Here is a 21883-nt window from a genome sequence, read left to right as displayed (position 1 = left end):
GGGGGGGGGGGGGCGGGGGGGGGGGGGGGGGGCGGCGCAAACCGCCCCCCCCCGCCTCTTGGCGGAAGCGGTTAGCAAATGCTAACTTCGATTCGTGACCGAGACCCTCGCGAACGTCGAGTCGTTCCTGACGGACGACCGGGACCCGCCGTCGAAGCGGCGCATCCTGGTCGAGGCCCTGCGCCTGTTCGTCGAGCACGGCGTCGACGGCACGACCGTGCGCGACATCGCGAGGGCGAGCGGTTACAGCAACCCCGCCCTGTTCAAGTTCTTCGCCTCGAAGGAGGAGCTGGCGCTGCACCTGTTCGGCAGGTGCTACACCCGCCTGGGCGAGCGGGCCTCGCTCGCCGGCGCGCCGGGGCGGCCGTTCGGCGAGCGGCTCGGCTCGCTGATGCGCACCTTCGGCCAAATCCTGGATGAGGAGCCCGAGGTGCTGCTCTTCGTGCAGGACAACCTCCGCGTCTACTGGCCCCGGCTCACCCCGGCCGAGAGGAAGACGTCGCTGATCGGGCTGCTGCGCGGGCTGCTCGGCGACGGGGTGGCCTCGGGAGAGGTCACCACGGCGATCTCGGTCGACCTACTGGTGGCCGCGCTCTCCGGCACCGTCGCGCAGTACGCCCGGATGCGTCACTTCGGCGAGCTGCCCCCGGGAACGGCGAGCTCCGTCCTGGAACCCCTGGTCATCCGCATGATCGCCCCCTGAGATCCCGTCACTCTCCGCTCCGCCGACCCTCGACCCCGACCCCGCAGAGTCCTCGCGCAGTCCCCCACAGAGTCCCCGCGCACTTCCCTCGCGGTCCCCGCCCCCCCCTGCCGGCACCGGAGTCCCGTCTCCCCACGGGCAGCGGGCCGGACATCGAGGTTCACCACCCCTTCCGGGGCGTTTTCACCGCCCATCGAGTTAGCAAATGCTAACCATCCTTTCTGGAGGAACCGTGAAACTGCTCGTACTCGGCGCCGGAGGCTTCATCGGGCGCACCGCGATCCGCGAGGCCGCCGCCGCGGGCTGGCAGGCCGTCGGCCTGGTCAGGAGCGAGGAGGCCGCCCTGCGGGTCGAGGAGGCGGGGGGAACCCCGCACCGCTTCTCCGTCGGGGACCCCTCGACCTGGGCCGAGGTCGCCCAGGGAGCGCGTGCCGTCATCGACCTCATCCAGCCGAGCCTGCCGCGACGGCTGACCCGGCGGACCGTCGGCCGAGTCAGCGCCGTCCGCCAGGAGACCACCGCCGGGGTGCTGCGGACGCTACGCTCCCTGCCTCCCGGGGAACGGCCCCTGCTGGTGTCGGTCAGCGGGATGGACGGCCTCGACCCCGGGCCGGGCCGTACGGTCTCCCACACCTCCCCGCTCCGCACGGTTCCCGTCGGGTTCGCCCACATCGGGCTGCCGGTGCGACGGATGATCGAGGAGTCGGGAATGCCCGCCGTGCACGTTTATCTGGGAAACATGGTCTACGGCCCCGGCAAGGGGTTCGGCGACCTGATCGTGCCCGGACTGGCGAGACGGCGGATGCCGGTGCCCGGCACGGGAAAGAACCGGCTGCCAATCATCCACGTCGAGGACGCCGCGCGGGCGCTGACGCACGTGGCGGGGCTGCCCGAGGTTGCGGGACGCAGCTTCGTCGCGACCGACGGCGCAACCACGACGCTGGGCGAGCTGTTCGACGAGACGGCCAGGCTGCTCGGCGTACCCGCGCCCCTCAGGCTGCCCCGGTGGCTGGCGGGGCCGTTCGCGGGCGGGATCGCCGTGCAGGCCCTCACCCTGGACACCGCGGCCGACCCGTCGGCGCTGGTCGAGACGGGCTTCGAGCCACGCTATCCGTCCTACCGCGAGGGAGTGGCCGCGACGTTGGCCTCGGTGGCGGCGGCACGATGAGCGGTTCGGCGACGGCTCCTTTCCAGGTCCCGCCCCGGACCTCATCACGGGTCCCACCCTGGACCGTGACGGGCCAGGGTGAGGCGGGCCGTGACGGACCCGGGAGAGGGCGGGACGGCCCGCCGTACGCTGCGCTTACCCGTCTGCTCCGGCGCCGTGCTCGCGTAGTGCCGTGACCAGCCAGTGCGCGAGCCGTACGTGGCCCCGCGAGGTGGGGTGGACGCCGTCGCCGAGGATCGCCCCCCGGCCCCAGGTACGGCCGAGCGGGTCGAGGAAGACCGTCGCCTCCTCGCCCGCGGCGACCGCGATGGCGTCCCTGACGCCATAGGCCCAGCGGGGTGCCCTGCCCATCCAGATGGGGCCGACCACCACGACCCGGGTCTGCGGCCACCGGGACCTGACCGCCGCCAGCAGCTGCCTGGCGGCCCTGTGCACCCTGCCGGGCACGGTGCGGTCGTTGTGCCCGCCAGAGACGATCAGCAGGTCAGGGGCGGGGCGCCAGGAGAGCTCCTCCTCGAACGACCTCTGGAACGTCCTGCGCACCCTGCCGGGATTGACGAAACCCGTCCCCGCGGCGCCCGCCGTAACGAGCTGCCAGCCCAACTCGCGCGCGGCCCGCGCCGCATAGCTCTCCCAGCCCCGCACCGGGCCCGATCCGACAGTGAAGCTGTCTCCGATCACCATGACCAGTGGAGCCCTGATCGGGTGGCTCTCCGGGGCGGGAGGCAGGTCGATGGTGGGTGCGGGAATCGGGCTCGAACCGACCACTACCCCACTACTACATCCCGAAATAAGACAGGAAATCACCATAGAAAGCGCAACCCCGGACGCTCGGGATCGTCGACGTACAGGCCCGCGCATGCCACCTCGGGGAGGTCCTAAGCTGCCGATATGAGCACCGATCTCCACTGACGAACGCAGCGGCTCGAACTCGCCGGCCAGGATCTCCGTTCCTTCGACGCGGTCGTCCTGGCCTCGTCACCCGAGGGGATCGTCTTGAGCAGGTCGGCATTCTATCCAGGCGGGGGCGGCCAGCCCGCGGATCACAGAATCCCCGAGACGGTCGAGGAGGTCTGGATCATCGACACCGCGGGCCTCGACTGCCGGGCGGACGGCGGTACCCACGTCGCCTCGACCAGGTAGATCGGCCGCGCCCGGATGGCCAGGATCGAGAGCAGGGGCGGTGGCTTCCGCAGGCTCCGCATCGAGGTGGGCAGCTGACGGGGCGTGGGACCGCCCTCGGGTTGACAGGAAACGAGAGCGGTCCCGGACCGATGGCGCACGACGTCATCCCCGATCCGGAGCCGGTCATGTGACTGATCTGGCTGACGCGGCCGATCCGGTTGAACGAAACCGTCATGCGCGTCTTCCCCCGAACCCTCGCGACCCCGTGTGGACCCCCGGCTCCGCCAGTCTGAACCATCCCGGGCCCCGCCGGGCACCGGTTCGACGATCCTGAAATCGTCGCCGCGGCCGTCGCTCAGCTGACGTAGGAGGCCGGGACGCTCCAGGTGTTGCAGTAGGCGATGCGGGCGTACTTCCAGCCCTGGTTGAGCCAGCCCGCGTAGTGGTCGCCGTTGCCGTGGTCCGCCCTGCCCAGGCCGTTCTGGTCGTCGCCCCTGCTGTACTCCGTCTCCAGCACGGACTGCCAGCGGGCGGCGGTGACGCCGAGCGGGATCCTGACGGTGCGGACGAAGAGTCCGGCGAAACACTGCGCCTGAAGCTCGGAGCGCCGGGAGTGAGCATCCTGCGCCGCCTTCGACTTGGTGGACACCTCCCACCACCAGGCGGCGCCGATACCGGCCATGGACTGCACGTGATGGCCGTACTCGTGGGCGAGCACGGACAGGTAGGGGACGTGGTTCTCCGCGGGATCGATCCCGCCGGTCTCCCGGATGAGATGGTTCAGGCCGATGTACATGCCCCGGTTGGTCGGGCAGTAGTAGGCGGCGGCCCCTGAGGCCGGGTAGGTGCCGCACGGGCCCCGGCCGGGACGGGTCCAGTAGACCCGGCGTGGGGCCAGGAAGACGGCTCCGGCCTGGGAGAACTTCCCGGCCCACGCCCGGTCGAGGCACCCGGTGACGGCGTTGAGGTAACCGAGCATGTCGCCGGGCTGGGTCGAGGGGCGGGGCGCGCGGCACGCGGTCGGGCGCATGAGGCCGGTGCCGTACAGCGGGTTGCGCTTGAGCCTGGCGGTGGTGTCCGAGCGCCGCATGTAGCGCAGGTCGACGCCCATGCTTCGGCGGGCCACGGCGTCACTGCGCGCGGCCAGTTCGATCTCGGCGCCGCCCATCGAGCCGAGGCGGAGCTTCTGCGGAGGCTTGAAGCTTGGCGGGGAGACCTGGGCCCCCTCGGCAGGCATGGGTTCGCTGTTTCTGGTCGCTACGGGACCACTTTCAGGACTGGCCGGAACATCGGCGTCCTCGCTCCCCGCCAGCCCGGCGATCACCACGACCGCCGCGAACGTCATGGCGAGAACACCGAAAACGCCAAAGGCCAGGGGGGTTGATCCGCGTGGGCGCATGCGACCGCCTCTCCAAACAGGGGATCTTCGGGCGGCAATCTAGCGGATATCAGCACATAAACGTTTATTGACCGAAAAATATGGAAGGGGGGGTTGCCGTCACACGTCGGTGGTTATGGGTAGGCTCCCGGGCCATGGCGGGATCCCTATTGCACCGAGCGGCCGCGAGCGCGCGCCGAGCGGTCGGAAGCGTGGCCACGGTCGCCACCTTCACGCTGGCCCTGAGCGCCTCACCGGCCCTCGCGGCCGGCATGGCGTCAGACACGACTTCGAACACAGATTCGAACACAGCGTCGGTCACGGTGCACACCGTGACTGGCACGTCAGGCACGGCGGCGGGCACCACATCGGGCACGGTGCGCACGGTCGCGGGCACGGTACGCGCGGCGACCGGCACGGCAGACGTGTCGGGTACGGCGGGCGCCACGTCCGCCCTGGCGGGCAAGATCACGAGCGACGCGCTCGAGCTCGAACTGCGCACGGACGGCGTGCTGCGAGTCAAGGAGACTGTCACGTTCGACGGCGACGCGCCGACCAGGAAACTGGTCGACCGGACCCGCTACGACGACGGCAACGACCGGCTCTACCAGGTCGTCAACCTCAAGGGCGACGGCACCCTCACCGGTGACTCGATCACACTGAAGGGCTCGGGAACCGCCAAGCTCGAGTACGAGGTCAAGGGCGCAGTCACCCCGCTCGGCGACGTCCAAGAGCTGCGGTGGTACGCCGCGGGCGGCTGGTCGGTGCCGGTCGACCTGGCCAAGGTGAAGGTGACGGGGCCCGCGCAGCTCCAGAGCCTGTCCTGCTTCGCAGGGGTGCTGGCCTCGGCGATCGGCTGCACCACCGCGTCACCGGACCACACCGGGATCGAGGCCGAGTTCGAGCAGCAGGGACTGGGCCAGAACGAGGTCCTCACGGTGATCATCGGCTATCCGCTCGACGCGACCAAGGGCGCGCCGATCCTGGAGCGCCGCTTCGAACTGGCCAACGCCTTCACGCTGAACGCCGTCACCGGCGGCGCCCTGGCGGGCCTGCTCGTCCTGATGCTCGGCGGCCTCGGCCTGCTGTACTGGACACGGGGCCGCGACGCCCGCGTGGTGGGCCACGAGTCGGGCTCGCTCAGCGGGGTCGAGAACGGGCACTTCGCCCCGCCCGACGGCGTACGGCCCGGCCAGATCGGCACGCTCATGGACGAGCAGGCCGACGTGATCGACGTGACCGCGACGATCGTCGACCTGGCGGTGCGGGGGTACCTCAGGATCGACGAGCAGCCCCGGCAGACCTACGACACGCCGGACTGGATGCTGGTGCGGCTGCCCGGCGCCGATCTCAACGCGCTGCTGTCCTACGAGCGCGCCCTCTACGACGCCATCTTCGACGGCCACGACGGGGTTCTGCTGTCACACCTGAAGGGCTCGTTCGGGTCCAAGCTCGGCAAGGTCCGCGACGCCCTCTACCGCGACGTGGTCGCGCAGGGCTGGTTCGCCCGCCGCCCCGATTCCGTCCGCACTCGCTGGACGACCCTCGGCGTGCTGCTCACGGCGGCCGGGGTCCTCGGCACCGTCGCGCTCGCCTGGTTCACCACGTACGGCCTCATCGGCCTGGCCGTGATCATCGCCGGAGCCGCTCTGTCCGTCGGCGGCCAGTACATGCCGGCCAAGACCTCGAAGGGCGCGGGCGCCCTGGCCCACACGCTGGGCTTCCGGGAGTATCTGGCCTCCGGTGACGTCAGCGGGGCCATCCCTCCCGCCCAGCGGGTCGAGCTGTTCTCCCGCTACCTGCCCTATGCCGTGATCTTCGACAGCGTGGACCGCTGGGCCCGCGTGGTCTCCTCGATCACCGGCAACGGCGGACAGGCCGACCACCTGTACTGGTACCACGGTCCGGCGGAGTGGGACCTGTCGAAGTTCGCCGACTCGATGCGGACGTTCACCATGACGACCTCGGGCGCGATCTCCTCAACCCGCCAGTTCCGCTCTCTCTAGGGGAAAATCGTTTGTGCGGCCGGTGAGCCGTTCCCTAGCCTGGGGGGCATGTCGCTCATGTGTCACGCTCCGCAGTTCTTCATGCGCATACGTCGCGGCCCGGTCCAGGGCCGCTAGAGAGGGAGAACCGCTTTTCTCTGCGCGTGCCCCGGGCCTCCGAGACCATTTCCTCTCGGACCCGAAAGGGCGGCATCTGTGGCGCAGTCATTCGCTCACGGAAACTATTCGCACACCCAGAAGAAGGCCAGGACCGGTGGCGGCAGAACCGGTCGAGACCAGGCAAGACGTGCTCTGTCGCAGAACTTCCTCGTCGATCGGGAGGTCGTCGCCAAGGTCGTCAGGGCCGCGGGCCCGCATGACCTGGTGTTGGAGCCCGGCGCGGGAGAGGGCGTCCTGACCAGGGCGCTTGCCGAGACCTGTGGCCAGGTCGTGGGCTACGAGATCGATCCGCTGCTGGCCGGAAGGCTGGCCGCCCGTACCCGGGACGACGCCCGCGTCCGGATCGTCAGGGGGGACTTCCTGTCCGCCCGCGCGCCGCGCGAGCCGTTCGCGGTGGTCGGGAACATCCCTTACTCGATCACCTCGAAGATCGTTGACTGGTGTCTGGGGGCGCCCGCGCTCACCTCGGCCACCCTGACCGCCCAGCTGGAGTATGTCCGCAAACGCACCGGTGACTTCGGCCGGTGGAGCATGCTGACCGTACAGACCTGGCCGTGGTACGGCTGGGAGATGCTGGACCGCATCGACCGGGAGGCCTTCCGGCCCGTACCCGCGGTCGACTCGGCCATCCTGCGGATCGAACGCCGACCAGAGGCGCCCGATCTGCCGGGTTACCAGGCCTTCGTCGGTTACGGTTTCACCGGCCTGGGCGGCTCCCTGGACGCGACCATGCGGCTGCGCCACCCCGCGGCCCAGGTAGAGGCCGCCTTCGCCGCCGCCGGCATCGCCGGGGGCACGGTCGTCGCGTACGTCCATCCCGACCAGTGGCGGATCCTGTTCGACCACCTCGGCCACCTCGGGAACGTCGACTGACCACCGGATCCAGGGCCGGCCGGGGCCGCCCCGGACGAGGCCTCGTCTCGGAAACGGGGCCTCGGCCGGGGAAAGTCGCTAACGCGTGCCGCAGAGCGCCCTGTCGACGAGCTCTCCGGCGGCCTTCTCCTGGCGCAGCGCGCGCTCGTCGCCGATCTGCGTGGTCATCGAGACCGTGACGCTGCGCCTGCCGTCCGCGGTGACGCCCATCCTGGTCTTGTAGCCGTAGTCGTCACCGCCGTGCTGCCAGTAAACCCCTCCGCAGGACAGCGGGCGGGAGCTGAGGCCGAGGCCGTAACGGGAGCCGGGCCAGGTGTCCTGCCAGGGCGGGGCCGGGATGGTCTTCTGCATCTCCGCCAGTTGCTCGGCGGGCAGCAGCCTGCCGCCCAGCAGCGCCAGGTAGAACCGGTTGACGTCCCTGGTGGTGGACAGCAGGCCGCCCGCGGCGTCCCCGTCGAAGTGCCTGGTGGCGTCGATCGGCCCGTCGGGCGGCAGCAGCAGGTAGCCCTTGGCGTGCGGGTTGGGCACGCCAAGGGAGTCGCCCGACCAGATCGTACGGCTCAGCCCGAGAGGCCTGCTGATGCGCTCGTCGACCTCCTCGTACCAGGGATTCCCGGTGACCTTCTTGATGATCATGCTGAGCAGCACGTAGCCGGTGTTGGAGTACAGCCACTCCTTGCCCGGCTCGAAGTCCGGCTTCTGGCTGACGGCCTTGGCCACGATCTGCTCGTCCGTGAACGGGTCGTACCGGTGCTTGAGGAAGTCCTCGACGGAGGTGTAGGCCGGGTAGCCCTCGTGGATGCCGCTGGTGTGCTGGAGCAGCTGCCGGATCGTGATCTTGTTGCCGTCGTTGCCGTTGCCCCGCACCACCCCGGGCAGCCTGCTCTCCACGGTGTCGTCCAGGGAGAGCCTGCCCTCGGCGACGAGCTGCAGGACCACGGTCGCCACGAAGGACTTGGTGGTGCTGGCGATCCTGAAGTAGCCGTTCGCCGGGACGGGACGTTTGGTCGCGAGGTCGGCGACCCCGCTCGTCGCGACCAGCTGCCGGCCGTCCGAGGTGCTCACGCGTGCCTGGACTCCGCTGATCCCGATCGCGCGGATGGCGTCGACGTCACGTTGCAGGTTGGCTCTGCCGTACTTCGGGCTCGCCGCGGCGCCCGCGGAGACCGAGGTCCCCGCGCCAGCCGGGGCCGAGGTCTCGGCGGCGGTCGCGGGGGACACCGCCGCCGAGGCGGCGAACACCGCGGCGGTGGCGAGCAGCGCCGCACACCGTGCGGCGGCCCTCCGCTCCCGTGTCGTGGGACGTCCGGAGACGATATGGGACATGGGTTCTCCAAGAGGGGACGGGGAATGGACGCCGGGGCGTTCCGGCTCACATCTCGACCCTAGGAAGGCGGCCCGCCTCGGGCATCGGCCATGAGCGTGGCCTCCTCGTGCCCCCTCGGGAGGATCGGTCCCGGCCGGACGCAACTTTGGTTGTGTATGGTCGGCGCGGGCCGTGACCGATCCTAGTCTGGGCGGCGGAGACACCGAAGGGGGCGGGGAGGCGGCCGAACGAGGGCGTCCGTCCCCACCGGGAACGGCGCGCCGGGCGCGGGAGCGGTCAGAATCGAGCGGTCAGAATCGATGCGCGGTCACATCAACGCGGTGCGCGAGCGCACCGTCGGGTCGCCCGCCGCGGCCCGCCGATGGTTCGCCGCCCACCCCCGGATCGCCGACCTCCTGCTCGCGGCCGTCCTGACGGTGGCGGCGTTGCTGATCAGGCTGACCGAGGGCATTCCCGAGGACCCGGCGACCACGGTCCTCGTGACGGCGCTGCTGCTGGCCCAGGCCCTGCCGCTGGCATGGCGCCGGTCGCACCCGTGGCCGGTCATGGCGGCGGTGAGCGTCACCTACGTGGTGTACGAACTGGTCGATCCCATGATCGCGCTCAGGGACGAGCTGTACGTCGTGTTCGCCGCCTATGCCGTCGCCCGCTACACGCGGGCGCCGAAGAGCCTGGCGGCCGTCGGCGTGACCACGGTGACGTTGCTGGCCTCCGACGCGCTGCGGCCGTTGCTCGGCCTGCCGTTCCCCGCCGAGCTGCGGCTCAGGCCCGTCGAGATGGCCCTGGTGGCCGGGTTGTCGTGGGTGCCGTGGCTGCTCGGCAATTCCCAGCGCCACATCCACGACGACGCGGCCCGGCTGCGGGATCTGGCGGCGCGGCTGCGCGCCGAGCAGGAGGTCAGTGCCCGCCGGGCGGTCACGGCCGAGCGGGCCAGGATCGCCCGCGATCTGCACGACCTGGTCGCCCACCACGTCAGCGCGATCGCCATGCAGGCCCGCGCGACCGCCGAGGTGATGTCCGAGGACCCTCGCCTGGCGGGCCGGGGGGTGGCCGGGATCGGCACCGCTGCCGATGCCGCGCTGGTCGAGATGCGCAGGCTGCTCGGCCTGCTCGCCGACGCCGACGCCGACGGCGGTAGCGGCGGCGGCGGCGAGCCCCGGGATTCGTCGGATCCGGCAGCCACGTCAGCCGTGTCCGGCCCGTCGGCGTCCCGGGAGCCGCAGGACCCCCGGAGCCCGCGGCAGCCGTGGCCTCCGAAGGACTCGCCCGTCCTACGCCCAGAGCCGTCGCTGCGCCACCTCGACCGGCTCGCCGCCGCCGCCAGGGCCGCCGGGTGCCGGGTCGAGGTGCGCACCGAGCCGGGGCCGGACGTCCCGCCCGCGGTGCAGGTTTCGGCCTACCGCGTCATTCAGGAGGCGCTCACCAACGTCATGAAACACGCAGGCGCAACCGACGTCCTGATCGACGTACGGCAGGCGGGCGAGAAGCTCACCGTCATGGTCGAGAACGGCCCCAGGGCACGGTCCCACCTGCCCATGACCGGCTCGGGGCTCGGGCTGGTCGGTATGCGCGAGCGCGCCGCGCTGTTCGGCGGCACCCTGCGGGCCGGTCCCCGTGACGAGGGCGGGTGGCGGATCGAGGCCACGTTCCGGTGCGGGCGGCAGAGGTGAGGCCGATCAGAGTGCTGGTCGCCGACGACCAGGAGCTGGTTCGCACCGCGTTGCGGATCATGCTCGACCGGCGCGCCGACCTGCGGGTCGTGGGAGAGGCCTCGGACGGCGAGCAGGCGGTTGCCGCGGCCTTCGAGCTGCGACCCGACGTGGTGCTGATGGACGTTCGCATGCCCGGCATGACCGGCGTCGAGGCGACGGAGCGCATCGTCGAGGGCTGGCCGTACGAGGAACCCCGCCCTCGCGTGCTGGTGTTGACCACCTTCGACCTCGACGAGTACGTGCACGCCTGCCTGCGCGCGGGCGCCAGCGGCTTCATTCTGAAGAACGTCTCACCCGACCAGCTCGCCGACGCGATCCGGGTGGTCGCCGCGGGCGAGGCCACGCTCGCGCCGAGCGTGACCAACCGCCTCATCGACACCTTCGCCGCCCTCCCGCCCGCCCTGGTTGAGCGGTCACCGTCCCCCGGCACGGGGCCGGAGGACCGCGCGGGTCCGCTCGACGCGCTCACCAGGCGCGAGCTCGAGGTGCTGGTGCTGGTCGCCAGGGGGCTGTCGAACGCCCAGATCGCCAGGAGCCTCGACCTGTCCGAAGCGGGGGTGAAGAGCCGGGTCAACCGCATCCTCACCCGGCTCGGCCTGGAGAACCGCGTCCAGGCGGCGATCCTCGCTCGCGAGGCGGGCCTGCTCGGCAGATGATCCACGCCGTACCGCGAGCGGGCGGGGACGGGCGGAGCGCGGCGAGGGCCGGAGGACATCCCCGGCACCCCGTCGACCAACGGTCACGGTGCCCCGTCGCGGTGAGGGGGCGGGGCGCCGCGCGGGACGGAACCGGGTTGACGTGTCCCGAACCGGATCAGATAGAGTTACCGCCCCCAGCAGTGAGCCGTACCGAGGAGGTGAGACCCATTACCGCTGTATCAGGTCGGGTGCTCCCATCCACGGCCGTGCGGTCCATCTGACACAGGTGACCGAGGGAGCGCCCATAGGCGTCCCGAAAGGTTTCCCATGTCGGCTTCCCCTCCCCCGCTCTCCCGCTCCGTCGACGCCTCCCCGTCGCTCTCCCTGCCCGACGTCGTCACCAGGCTCAGGGCCGCGGGCTGCGTCTTCGCCGAGGACGAGGCGCATCTGCTCGTCTCAACGGCACGCACCCCGGCCGGTCTCGCCCTCATGGTCGAACGGCGTGTCGAGGGGCTACCCCTCGAGCACGTCCTGGGCTGGGCGGAGTTCTGCGGCCTGCGGATAGACGTGGTTCCCGGAGTCTTCGTCCCCCGGCGCCGCACCGAGTTCCTCATCCACCAGGCCACCGCCCTTGCCCGCCAGGCCACGGAGTCAGACGGTCACGCCACACGCCCGGACGGTCAGGCCACAGGTCCGGACGGTCGGGCCGGTGCCCCCGACGGGGCGCGGATCGTCGTCGTCGACCTGTGCTGCGGCTCGGGCGCCGTTGGCGCCGCGCTGGCCGCCGCGCTCGGCCGGATCGAGTTGCACGCCGTCGACATCGACCCCGCCGCGGTACAGTGCGCGCGCCGCAACGTCGCCGCCGTCGGCGGTCAGGTGTACGAGGGTGATCTCTACGAGCCGCTGCCCGCCACGCTGCGGGGCCGCGTCGACGTCCTGGTCGCCAGCCCGCCCTACGTGCCCACCGAGGCGATCAGGCTGCTGCCCGCCGAGGCCCGCGTACACGAGCCACGGGTGGCGCTCGACGGCGGCGCGGACGGACTCGACGTCGTGCGGCGGGTGACCGCCGCGGCGCCCCTGTGGCTGGCGCCCGGCGGCTGCCTGCTGGTCGAGACGAGCGAACGGCAGGCGCCGGAGACCATCGAGGCCATCGCGCGCAACGGGCTGATCCCGCGGGTGGCCGGTTGCGACAAGCTGAACGCCACCGTTGTCATCGGGACCCGTCCTGGCCCCCGGAGCGGCCCCGGCGACGCCTCACGGTAACCGGGGAGGTCACCGGGTCGCGCGCCGCTTGCCGGCGTCGGCCCGCTCCCCGTCCGGGAGCCTGTGCCAGGGCTTAGAGTCTGAAGCGGCCGGAGGGCGGAAAGGATGTTCGAAAACCATGCTTGAAGGACTCGCCGATCACTGTGCCGAGACAATGGCCGCGTACGGCTGCGCCTCGGTCTCCGTCGCGGTCGCCCACCTGGACCGCGTGGTCTTCGCCGAGGCCTACGGCCTGGCGGACGTCGCGGAGGGCCGGGCCGCCACGAGCGAAACGGCGTATCTGATCGCGTCCGTGACCAAGCCGATCACGGCGACCGCCGTCTGTGTGGCCGCGGACAGGGGACTGCTGAACCTGGAGGAGCCGGTCGAGAAGTATCTCCCCGGTTTCCGCCTCCCCCGGTACCGCGACTACAGCGCGCCGACCCTGCGGCAGGTCCTCCAGCATCGGGCCGGGTTCGCGAGCCACTACGACTTCGCCTACGCCGCCTCGCCCGCGGCCGTTTCGACGACCTGGCAGAGCATCGAGCGCTACGGGACGCTGTACCGCGAGCCGGGTTCCCGTTTCGAGTACTCCAACCTCGGATACGGGATCCTCGACACGGTCCTGGAGGCGGCCACCGGCCAGAGCGCGGGTGACTTCGTCGGGGACCAGGTCTTCGGCCCGCTGGGGCTGACGAGCTGTCACCTCGGCCCCTCGTACCGCGAGGCGGGGCGGGAGGCACTGCGATACTCCGCCGACGGCCGCCCGTACCCGGTGTACGACACCACTCACCGCGGCGCCTCCCTCGCCTGGGGAACCGCGGCCGACCTGGCGATGTTCGGACTGTCGCAGGCGGGAGGGCGGACGGTCCTCAAGCCGGAGACGGCGGCGGCCATGCGCACCGCGCTCCCCGTCAACGCCCACCACGGCTACGGCCTCGGCTGGTTCGTCTCACGCGGCGGCCCGCAGCCGGTCGTCAGCCACAGCGGCGGCATGGGCGGCGTCTCCGCGCTGCTGGCGGTCGTACCCGACCTCCGGCTCTCGGTCTGCGTGCTCACCAACCACACCGGAGCAGAGACCCGCACCTCGGTCGTCAACCATGTCATGACCCAGCTGGTGCCGGACTTCACCCCCGCCTCCCTCCCGCCCAGCGTCTCCCCTGAGTGTGCGGTCGCGGTCCCGCAGGGGACCTGGGAGGGGCACGTGCACACCGACACGGGCGCCGTACCGCTGGTCTTGCGGGTGGGACCGGATGCCCAGGTGGAGGTCGGGCTCGACGGCGGCGAGGCGGTGCGGGCGGACTTCGTCACGGCTTCGGACGACTGGGACCTGCGTGTCAGCGCCCCGCTGCAGATTCCCACCACGGACGCGCGCGTGAACAGCCCCCAGCTTGTCTTGGAACTCAACGCGCGCCACGGCCGCCTCATCGGCGCCGCCAGGGCGATGAAGAACGGCGAAGGCGACGGCTGGCTCGGCAACTGCCTCAGCCACTGGTGCGAGGTCGCGCCGGTCTGAGCCGCCCCGGGACGACCGGATGAGACGCGCGAAAGAAGCGAGGCTCAGAACAGGCGGATGAGGCGCCGCTCGACGGCGACGGCGACCGCTGCGGTCCGTGTCTCCACCCCGAGTTTGCCGTAGATGTGCACCAGATGCGTCTTTACCGTCGCCTCGGTGATGAAGAGCCGCCTGGCCATCTCACGATTGCCTGCGCCGCTGGCCAGCAGTTCCAGGATCTCGACCTCCCGGGTGCTCAGCGCGGGGCCGGGATCGCGCATCCGCCGCATCATCCTGGTGGCCACCTTGGGAGACAGCACCGTCTCACCTCTCGCCGCCGCCCTGATGCCCTGGAACAGTTCCTCCGGCGGACACGCCTTGAGCAGGTAACCGGTCGCCCCCGCGTCGATGGCCCGCACGATGTCCGCGTCGGTCTCGTAGGTCGTCAGCACCAGCACCTGGGGCGGGGCGGGCAGCAGCCTGACGCGCCGGGTGACCTCGACCCCGTCGAGGCCGTCGCCGAGTTGCAGGTCCATCAGCACGACGTCGGGCTCACCCGAGGCGATGCCCCGCAAAGCCGCGTGCCCGTCCGCGGCCTCGCCGACGACCTCCATGTCGTTCTCGCCGCCGAGCAACGCGACCAGCCCGGCTCTGACCACCGGGTGGTCGTCCACCAGAAACAGCCTCATCGATCCTCCTTTCCTCCCGTCACGACGCCTCGCCCCGCCGTCCTGTCCCCGGACCGCCGTCGGAGGCGGAATCCGGGTCCGGGCCACCTTCGGGCCCCCGGCCCCGTCCTTGGCCTGGGGACAGGGGCGGGGACGGAGGCGGGCTCGGGGGCGGGGGCGGGGGCGGGGGCGGCGCGGTGGGTGGCCAACCGGCCGGTACGGCCGCCGCGACCGCCGTCCCCTCGCCGGGAGCGCTCTCGACGACCAGAGAACCGCCGACCTCCGCCAGCCGGTCACGCATCGCCCGCAGGCCGTACCCCCTGCCCGGGGCCGGAGCCGGATCGGCGAACCCGATCCCGTCGTCGAACACGTCCAGCGTGACCTCACCGCCGAGGTAGGACAGCGTGACCATGGCCTTCTCCGCGTTGGCGTGGTCGCGCACGTTGGCCAGCGCTCCCTGGGCCACCCTGAGCAGCACCGCCTGGATGGCCGCCTCCAGTGAGTAGGACTCGCCCTCGCACCGGAAACGCACCTCGAGTCCCGTGTCCTGACCGGCGCTCTCGCACAGCCGGGCGAGCGCCTCGGGCAGCGGAACGCCCTCAAGGCCCGGCGGCCTGAGGTCACGGACGAACCGCCGGGCCTCGTCCAGGTTCTCCGCGGCGGCCGCAGCCGCCCGCCGTACGTGGGCGTGGGCCAGGTCCGGATCGGAGGCCCACATCCGATCGGCGGCCTGCAGGAGAATGCCCATGCTGGTCAGCCCCTGGGCGAGGGTGTCGTGGATCTCCCTGGCCAGCCGTTCGCGTTCCTCGAGGACACCGGTGCGGTGCTTCGACTCGGCCAGCGTGCCCCGTGTGCGGATCAGGTCGTCGATGAGCCGCTGCCTCGTGGCGCTCTCGCGCTGGAGCTCCCTGAAGACCACCGCGGTCACAACCGCGACACCGATCGGCGCGAGGATCAGGCTGGGATCGATCTCCCTCTCGATCTTGATCTGCGCGGCGATCACAATGACCGTGAGTGCCACGGTCGCCACCACGACGCCGCGCGGGGTCAGCAGCCGCAGGCACAGAAAGAGCAGCGGGACCGCACACCAGCTGAACGACGGCGCGAGCGCCACCAGCACCAACCAGACGGCGACCACCGTCCCCAGCCAGACGACCCGCCCCCGGCCGAGCTCGTCCCAGAAGACGGTGCCGACGGCGTAGACCACCGCGAGCAGGCCGGACAGGCCCAGCAGGGCGACGATCCTGGAGTTCAGGCCGTGCTGGGACAGCAGCCGCGAGGCCGAGGCCGCGAGCAGCAGGTAGAACCCCAGATGCATGGCTCGGTTGAGCCAGACGTTCTCCCTCATCACCGCCCCCGTTTGGTCTGCTCAGACGCTATCCCCCATAACGGACCGCGCACGACGGGGAATCCCGCCGAAGGACCGCGGGGCGACGCCCGGGACCGTGCCCGGGGAAAAGGTCCCCCGCAGAGGATGGCGCCCGCGGCGGGGGCACGCGTCAACCGATCGGTTGATCCTCGCCTCAACCTCCCCGCGCCCGTGCTTCGACCGTGCGGCCGATGGCGTACGGCGACGCCACAGGCACCCTTGTCGGTGCGGGGCAACCCACGGGAAGCCGCGGAACCCGCGGCAGGACGGCGCCGAGCCCCGCGCGAGGAAGACTCCCCGGAAGCGCATCGCGCGCAGACGCCGACCCGGAAGGCACCGCACGCCCCCGGGAAACACCGTGAACACGCTGAACTGGAGAAACACCATGAAGGTCCGCTCCCTCCGCCCCCGTGCCCTCGCCGCCTCCCTCGCGGGGCTCGCCATCGTGACCGGCGGCGCCTACGTCGCCGCCGCCCAGACGGCCTCCGCGGAGACCTCCTTCGCACAGGCGGCTCCCACGGAGGCGGCCCGCGCCCCGCAGGCCGTCGTGCAGACCGGGACGCTGTCCGCGGACGCGGCCCTGAGGGTCGCCGACGCCGTGCGCAAGGAGGCCGCCAAGCGTAACCAGCGCGTCACCGTAGTGATCGTCGACCGCTCCGGCGCGACCCGGCTGGTGCTGAAGGGCGACGGTACGGGCCCGCAGAGCGAGGAGTCGGCCAGGCGCAAGGCCTTCACCGCGGTGTCCTTCGGCAAGGCGACCAGCGAGCTGGGCAAGAGCGTCTCCGGTGACGGCCCGACCATCGCCGACATCCCGGGCACCCTCTTCCTCGCAGGTGGGGTTCCCGTGGCCTCCGGCGGCGTCCCCGTCGCGGGCATCGGCGTCGGCGGCGCTCCCAGCGGCGACATCGACGAGGCCATCGCCCAGGCGGGCCTTGAGGCCGTCGCCGGTCAGCTCGGTTGAGCCGGGTGAGCCCGTTGAGCCGGCTGAGGAGGGGACGGTCCCACCACGGGCGGCCTGCCGCCGGGACGGGGCGGATCAGGTGCGAGGGACTTCTGGTCTCCGGGTTCGGGCTGCTGCTCGCGGTGTGCGGGAGCACCGGGCCGAGAGAGCCGGGCAGGCTGGACGAGCGGCTGCTGAACGCCGCCGCGCGTGGCGAGGCGGCCGAGGTCGGGGAGGCGCTGGAGGCGGGAGCCGCCGTCGACGCCCGTGATGCGCGGGACCGTACGGCCCTGCTGCTCGCGGCGGAGGCCGGACACATCGAGATCGTCGAGGCGCTGATCGCGGCGGGCGCCGACGTCGACCTGCCCGACCGCGACGGCCTCACCCCGCTGAAGCACGCGGTCGGCGCCGACCGGTTCGAGGTCGCCGACCTGCTCTGGGCCGCGGGAGGCCGCTGACCGTCCCGCCGTGGACGGCCGCGGCGCCGTACGGCGAGCGATCACGCATGCCTGGTCGGCACACCGGCAAACAGGCGGGCAAGGAGGTAAGGGCGATCGGCCGGAAGGTTCTCCGACCTTCAAGAAACTGGCGATATACGGATGAGCAGGACAAACGGCGGGAAGGAGCATGATTCCCGGCCCATCGACCTTTGTGAGCGCTCATGAGGATCTTGGTTCGTCCACACCAGCTTCCCGTCCGGCTCGCCGCGGGCGCGTTCGTCCTGAACGCCGGGCTCAGCATGGCCGCCGCAGGCCCGGACAACGCGACCGCCGTACACGGGATGGCTGCGCACGCCTACCCCTTCCTGAAGGACCTCGACCCGGAGGAGTTCGCGCGCTGGCTGGCCAGGGCCGAGATCGCCGTCGGCGCGGCCCTGCTGATCCCGGTGGTGCCGTCGCTGCTGGCGGGCGCCGCGCTCACCGCCTTCGCCGGAGGACTGGTCGGCCTCTACCTGAGGACGCCGGGCATGCGCCAGGAGGGAAGCCTCCGCCCCACCCAGGAGGGCCTCGGCCTCGCCAAGGACGTCTGGCTGCTGGGCATCGGTGCGAGCCTGGTGGCCGAGGAGCTCTCCCGCGCCTGATCAACGCGCGGCGCGCCCTCACTGGCGCAGGCGGATCTCACCGACCTGACGGCCGCCACCGAGCAGCGTGCCTGTGGCGAGTTCCTCCAGCTCCGCGGCCTCGAAACCGAGGGCGCGCAGGGCCGCGACGGTGACCGGCGTCCTGGCCCGATAGCCGCCGTCCTCGATCTTGACGGTTCCCGCGCGGCCGTCGGCGAACACGAAGGCCTCGAACGCCTCGGCCCCGGCCTTGACCATCAGCCCGGGGATCGCCCGCATCAGCCGGGCCTCAGGCCTGGTCGTGCCCGACGTCCATTCGGGGTGGGCGCGGAAGGCGTCGGCGACGCGGCGCTCCGAGGTGCCGGCTTCCGCCTGGACGAGGGCGCGGAACGCCCTGGTCACACCGACCATCGACACGAAGAACAGCGGCGCGCCGCAGCCGTCGACCCCGGTGGCCGCGACGCGCTCGCGGGTCAGCTCCTCGACCGTGTCGCGGATGGTCCGCTGCAGCGGGTGCGCCGGATCGAGGTAGGTCTCAAGAGGCCAGTCGTTGACCACGCAGGTGGCGAGCATCGCCGAGTGCTTCCCCGAGCAGTTCATGTAGATCGACGCGGGACCGCCTCCTGAGCGCAGCACCTCGTCGCGGGAGCCTGTGTGCTCCGGCAGGTCCTCCGGGCAGCGCAACGCGCCCTCGTCAAGCCCGGCCTGAGAAAGAATCTTCCTGGCCCCCTCCACGTGGAACGGCTCCCCCGTGTGGCTGGCGCACGCCAGCGCGAGCAGTTCGCCATCGAGGGCCAGCCCGGCGCGCACCATGCCGAGCGCCTGTAGCGGCTTCAGCGACGAGCGGGGCGAGGCCAGGGCGTCGACCGCGCCGTGCACCCGTACCGGCGAACCGGCCGCGTCGACGGCCAGCATGCGCGCCCGGTGGGTCGACTCGACGAACCCCGAGCGGACGACTTCGACAACCAGCGACTCAGCAGACACCTTTGTCTCCTTTCGCGAGGATTCTATGGAGATCAGAGCTCAGGTTTTCCACGCGGTAGGAGAAGGCGGGATGATGGGGGGCATGCGTGCGGTGGTACAGCGGGTGAACTCCGCTTCGGTGAAGGTGGACGGGGAGACGGTCGGGGCGATCGACGAGCCAGGGCTGCTGGTGCTGGTCGGGGTGACCCACACCGACACCGCGGCGCAGGCGGCCAGGCTCGCCGCCAAGCTCTGGGGCCTGCGGATCCTGTCCGGCGAGAAGTCCTGCTCCGACATCGGCGCGCCGCTGCTCGTGGTCAGCCAGTTCACCCTGTACGGCGACGCACGCAAGGGCCGCCGCCCCACCTGGCAGGCCGCGGCACCGGGGCCGGTCGCCGAACCGCTGGTCGAGGCCGTCTGCGCCGAGCTGCGCGCGCTGGGCGCACACGTCGAGACGGGAGTGTTCGGCGCGGACATGCAGGTCGGGCTGACCAATGATGGCCCGATCACACTGATCTTGGAGGTCTGAGAGCTGCTCGGCCGCGTCTGTCGAAAGATCCAAGGTAACGTGAAGTAACGCTCCCGGCCGAAATGATCCCGCTAGGGTCACCGCTTGTCCGTGATGAATCCATCTGTACGTGATGAATCACCCGAAAAGCCGCACCCATGGGGAGGGCCATGCGCACCTTCGCGTCCATCGCCGCCGCCACGTCCATCGCCGCCGCCCTGGTCGCCGTGACGGGGCCCACGGCCGACGCACAGGCCGCACCCGCTTTCAGCGCCTACCACGGCGTCACCGGTGAGCAGCAGACCGAGCGTTTCACCACGCTACGCGGCCAGGGCTACCGGCCGATCACCTTCACGGTCGACGACGCGTCCTCGCCGCGCTACGGCGCCGTCTGGGTCAAGGAGTCCGGCCCGGCCTGGGCGATGATCCAGGGCATGTCGCCGAGCGGCTACCAGAAGCGCTTCAACGACTACCTCGCCCAGGGCTACCGCCCGACGACCGTGAGCGCCACCGGTTCCGGAGACGACGCCGTCTTCGCCGCGATCTTCGAGAAGGTGTCGGGCAAGTTCTTCGCCAAGCACGGCATCGGCGCCGACCAGTTCGCCGCGGCCAATGCCGACGCGGCCAGGCGGGGCTACGTCCTCACCGCGGCCAACGTCTACGGCACCGCCGACGAGCCGCGCTACGCCGGTGTCTGGACACAGGGTTCACAGGCCTGGTCCGTCACCACCGGCAAGACCTTCAGCGAGCACCACGCGGAGTTCCTCACCCGCACCAAGAACGGTGAGAAGCCCTCGCTGGTCACCGTCGGCCCCGGCGAGACCTACACGACCGTCTGGGTGAAGGACGGCGGCCCCGCCTGGTACGAGTACACCGGCATGACCTCGAGCGGCTACCAGAAGCGCTTCGACGAGCTGAAGGCGAAGGGCTTCTTCCCCACGCAGCTGGACGTTGAGGAGGGCCGCTACACGGCCCTCTGGGCGAAGAGCTGACCTTCTCCGCGTAAGCGCCCGCTCCGCGTAAGCGCCCGCTCAGCGGACGCGGCGGCTCAACGGACACGCCGACGCGCCGACGCGGTGGTTCAACGGACGCGGCGGCGCGACGGCTCAACGAATGCGGCGCTCAGCGGATGCGGCGGCGCAGCGCCGGATCGATCTGGACGTTGCGCCCCGCGTCCGGCGGCACGATGACCTCCTGGGACGCCGCGACCTCTCCGGCCTGCAGCGTGGCGTCCACCGGAACCGTCCGCTTGACCACGGCCAGCGCGATCGGGCCCAGCTCGTGGTGACGCGCGGAGCTGCCGACGAAACCGACCTCGGCGCCGTCGTGGACGACGGGGGTGCCGTGCGCTGGCAGGGTGTCGACGCTGCCGTCCAGGTGCAGGAAGACCAGGCGGCGCGGGGGGTGGCCGAGGTTGTGGACCCGGGCCACGGTTTCCTGGCCCTTGTAGCAGCCCTTGTTCAGGTGCAGGGCCGTACCGATCCAGCCGACCTCGTGCGGGATGGTCTTGTGGTCGGTCTCGAAGCCAAGACGCGGACGGTGCTCCTCGATGCGCAACGCCTCGTAGGCCCACAGCCCGGCGAGCCGCAGGCCGCCGAGGCGCCCGGCCAGCAGGTCGCGCGGGAGCAGCACGTCGTCGCCGACCAGGATGGCCCCCTGGGGCGGGGTGAGCCGTCCCGCGTCGGTCACGGAGACCACCGCGTAGTCGGACGTGACATCGGCGACCTCGACCCTGAGCATGAACCGCATCTTGTCGAGGAAGGCGACGAGGTCGGCCGACGTGCCCGGCTCCACGTGCGCCCAGACGGCCTCTCCGTCGTCGACGAGCGTGAGGTGGTGCTCGACCCTGCCCTGGGCGTCCAGAAGCAGCGTCTGGGTGGCCTGGCCGGGTTTGAGGTCGTCGAGTTTCTGCGAACTCAGGCTGTTGAGCCAGCTCAGCCGGTCGGGCCCGGAGATCCGTACGACCTCGCGGTTGCTTCGGTCGACCATGGCCTCACCGGCGAGGAACGCGCGCTGCTCGGCGAACGGATCGCCGTAGTGTCCGGCCACGTCGGCGTCGGGGGTCTCGGCCGCGACCGCGCCGGGGGTGTCCAGCAGAGGGCTTCGCATGAACCCAAGCCTACGAGGCCTCAGCGGCACTTTCTGCAGCGGCCGAACACCGTGAGATGGTGCACGTTGACGGCGAACCCGAGCTCTTCGTCGAGCTTGGCCGCGAAGTCCCTCACCAACTCGGGGCGGACCTCGTTGATCTCCCCGCACTCGTGGCAGACCAGGTGCACGTGGTCGGCGTCCGCGGCCAGGTGATAGGTGGGCGCGCCGTGCCCCAGATGGTTGTGGGTGACCATGCCGAGTTCCTCGAGCAGTTCGAGGGTCCGGTAAACGGTCGAGATGTTGACCCCGCGAGCGGTTTCGCGCACCTTGGCGCAGATCTCCTCGGGGGTGGCGTGCTCGAGGGCCTTGACCGCCTCGAGCACCAGCTGGCGCTGCGGGGTGACCCGGTAACCGCGCGCCCGCAGTTGCTCATGCCACGACGTCTCGGTCATGACCAG

The 21883-nt window shown here is 71.3% G+C and carries 22 protein-coding genes; 14 read left to right on the top strand and 8 right to left on the bottom strand.

From position 1 onward, the window contains the following. Window positions 1-94 precede the first annotated feature (94 nt). Window positions 95-703 (top strand): TetR/AcrR family transcriptional regulator, encoded by a 609-nt coding sequence (locus AB0395_RS22795; RefSeq protein WP_366283419.1) that lies wholly within the window; start codon window positions 95-97, stop codon window positions 701-703. A gap of 232 nt (window positions 704-935) precedes the next feature. Beyond that, window positions 936-1871 carry an NAD-dependent epimerase/dehydratase family protein gene (locus tag AB0395_RS22790; protein ID WP_366283418.1) on the top strand — a complete coding sequence of 312 codons (936 nt, stop codon included), beginning with the start codon at window positions 936-938 and terminating at the stop codon, window positions 1869-1871. Window positions 1872-2006: 135 nt separating this feature from the next. Here the strand turns inward: AB0395_RS22790 and AB0395_RS22785 are convergent, their stop codons facing one another. Further along, entirely contained in the window at window positions 2007-2639 is a 633-nt protein-coding gene (locus AB0395_RS22785) for an SGNH/GDSL hydrolase family protein (RefSeq protein WP_366283417.1), read from the bottom strand. A gap of 228 nt (window positions 2640-2867) precedes the next feature. On the opposite strand from AB0395_RS22785, the gene AB0395_RS22780 reads away from it, so the two are divergent. Beyond that, window positions 2868-3014, top strand: a complete 147-nt coding sequence (locus tag AB0395_RS22780) for a hypothetical protein (protein ID WP_366283415.1) — start codon at window positions 2868-2870, stop codon at window positions 3012-3014. Between the two features lie 337 nt (window positions 3015-3351). Here the strand turns inward: AB0395_RS22780 and AB0395_RS22775 are convergent, their stop codons facing one another. Then, window positions 3352-4341, bottom strand: coding sequence for a neutral zinc metallopeptidase (locus tag AB0395_RS22775; RefSeq protein WP_366283413.1), 990 nt, complete (start codon window positions 4339-4341; stop codon window positions 3352-3354). 365 nt (window positions 4342-4706) lie between these two features. On the opposite strand from AB0395_RS22775, the gene AB0395_RS22770 reads away from it, so the two are divergent. Continuing rightward, window positions 4707-6380, top strand: a complete 1674-nt coding sequence (locus tag AB0395_RS22770; RefSeq protein WP_366283412.1) for a DUF2207 domain-containing protein — start codon at window positions 4707-4709, stop codon at window positions 6378-6380. Between the two features lie 195 nt (window positions 6381-6575). After that, entirely contained in the window at window positions 6576-7412 is an 837-nt protein-coding gene (gene erm, locus AB0395_RS22765; protein ID WP_366283410.1) for an ErmE/ErmH/ErmO/ErmR family 23S rRNA (adenine(2058)-N(6))-methyltransferase, read from the top strand. Window positions 7413-7490: 78 nt separating this feature from the next. Here erm and AB0395_RS22760 read toward each other — a convergent pair whose 3' ends face one another. Further along, window positions 7491-8738 carry a serine hydrolase domain-containing protein gene (locus AB0395_RS22760; RefSeq protein WP_366283408.1) on the bottom strand — a complete coding sequence of 416 codons (1248 nt, stop codon included), beginning with the start codon at window positions 8736-8738 and terminating at the stop codon, window positions 7491-7493. A 300-nt stretch (window positions 8739-9038) separates the two neighbouring features. Between AB0395_RS22760 and AB0395_RS22755 the strand changes: the two genes are divergently transcribed. The 4 genes from AB0395_RS22755 to AB0395_RS22740 all read left to right on the top strand — a co-directional run bounded on the left by AB0395_RS22755 (window position 9039) and on the right by AB0395_RS22740 (window position 13847). After that, on the top strand, window positions 9039-10409 hold the full coding sequence (locus tag AB0395_RS22755; RefSeq protein WP_366283407.1) for a histidine kinase: 1371 nt from the start codon (window positions 9039-9041) through the stop codon (window positions 10407-10409). Continuing rightward, complete coding sequence (locus AB0395_RS22750; protein WP_366283406.1) at window positions 10406-11107, top strand: response regulator transcription factor; 702 nt, start codon at window positions 10406-10408, stop codon at window positions 11105-11107. Before AB0395_RS22755 ends, AB0395_RS22750 begins: the two co-directional genes overlap by 4 nt. A gap of 309 nt (window positions 11108-11416) precedes the next feature. Continuing rightward, the gene (locus AB0395_RS22745; RefSeq protein ID WP_366283404.1) at window positions 11417-12352 is read left to right on the top strand and encodes a putative protein N(5)-glutamine methyltransferase; all 936 of its coding nucleotides are present in this window, start codon (window positions 11417-11419) and stop codon (window positions 12350-12352) included. A gap of 118 nt (window positions 12353-12470) precedes the next feature. Continuing rightward, the gene (locus AB0395_RS22740; protein ID WP_366283403.1) at window positions 12471-13847 is read left to right on the top strand and encodes a serine hydrolase domain-containing protein; all 1377 of its coding nucleotides are present in this window, start codon (window positions 12471-12473) and stop codon (window positions 13845-13847) included. 44 nt (window positions 13848-13891) lie between these two features. Here AB0395_RS22740 and AB0395_RS22735 read toward each other — a convergent pair whose 3' ends face one another. Both AB0395_RS22735 and AB0395_RS22730 read right to left on the bottom strand, forming a co-directional pair. After that, the gene (locus AB0395_RS22735) at window positions 13892-14515 is read right to left on the bottom strand and encodes a response regulator transcription factor (protein WP_366283402.1); all 624 of its coding nucleotides are present in this window, start codon (window positions 14513-14515) and stop codon (window positions 13892-13894) included. A gap of 19 nt (window positions 14516-14534) precedes the next feature. Then, complete coding sequence (locus AB0395_RS22730; protein WP_366283400.1) at window positions 14535-15842, bottom strand: sensor histidine kinase; 1308 nt, start codon at window positions 15840-15842, stop codon at window positions 14535-14537. 406 nt (window positions 15843-16248) lie between these two features. On the opposite strand from AB0395_RS22730, the gene AB0395_RS22725 reads away from it, so the two are divergent. The 3 genes from AB0395_RS22725 (at window position 16249) to AB0395_RS22715 (ending at window position 17884) form a co-directional block, all read left to right on the top strand. Further along, a complete protein-coding gene (locus AB0395_RS22725) occupies window positions 16249-16824 on the top strand; it encodes a heme-binding protein (RefSeq protein ID WP_366283399.1) in 576 nt (191 codons plus the stop codon). 14 nt (window positions 16825-16838) lie between these two features. Beyond that, window positions 16839-17261 (top strand): ankyrin repeat domain-containing protein, encoded by a 423-nt coding sequence (locus tag AB0395_RS22720; protein WP_366283397.1) that lies wholly within the window; start codon window positions 16839-16841, stop codon window positions 17259-17261. Window positions 17262-17464: 203 nt separating this feature from the next. After that, entirely contained in the window at window positions 17465-17884 is a 420-nt protein-coding gene (locus AB0395_RS22715; protein ID WP_366283396.1) for a hypothetical protein, read from the top strand. 18 nt (window positions 17885-17902) lie between these two features. Here AB0395_RS22715 and AB0395_RS22710 read toward each other — a convergent pair whose 3' ends face one another. After that, window positions 17903-18847 carry an asparaginase gene (locus AB0395_RS22710; RefSeq protein WP_366283395.1) on the bottom strand — a complete coding sequence of 315 codons (945 nt, stop codon included), beginning with the start codon at window positions 18845-18847 and terminating at the stop codon, window positions 17903-17905. An 82-nt stretch (window positions 18848-18929) separates the two neighbouring features. Between AB0395_RS22710 and dtd the strand changes: the two genes are divergently transcribed. Beyond that, entirely contained in the window at window positions 18930-19355 is a 426-nt protein-coding gene (gene dtd / locus AB0395_RS22705) for a D-aminoacyl-tRNA deacylase (protein ID WP_366283394.1), read from the top strand. A 149-nt stretch (window positions 19356-19504) separates the two neighbouring features. After that, entirely contained in the window at window positions 19505-20326 is an 822-nt protein-coding gene (locus tag AB0395_RS22700; protein WP_366283392.1) for a hypothetical protein, read from the top strand. Window positions 20327-20456: 130 nt separating this feature from the next. Here AB0395_RS22700 and AB0395_RS22695 read toward each other — a convergent pair whose 3' ends face one another. Both AB0395_RS22695 and AB0395_RS22690 read right to left on the bottom strand, forming a co-directional pair. Beyond that, window positions 20457-21443 carry a glycine cleavage T C-terminal barrel domain-containing protein gene (locus AB0395_RS22695; protein WP_366283390.1) on the bottom strand — a complete coding sequence of 329 codons (987 nt, stop codon included), beginning with the start codon at window positions 21441-21443 and terminating at the stop codon, window positions 20457-20459. A 20-nt stretch (window positions 21444-21463) separates the two neighbouring features. After that, window positions 21464-21877: a Fur family transcriptional regulator gene (locus AB0395_RS22690; RefSeq protein WP_366283389.1), complete on the bottom strand. Its 414-nt coding sequence runs from the start codon at window positions 21875-21877 to the stop codon at window positions 21464-21466. Window positions 21878-21883 lie beyond the last annotated feature (6 nt).

Origin of the sequence: Streptosporangium sp. NPDC051023 (genome assembly GCF_040689595.1) — a bacterium.
Classification (GTDB): domain Bacteria; phylum Actinomycetota; class Actinomycetes; order Streptosporangiales; family Streptosporangiaceae; genus Streptosporangium.
The sequence above is the reverse complement of the archived record's forward strand: the minus strand, read 5'-3'. Positions and strand labels throughout refer to the sequence as shown.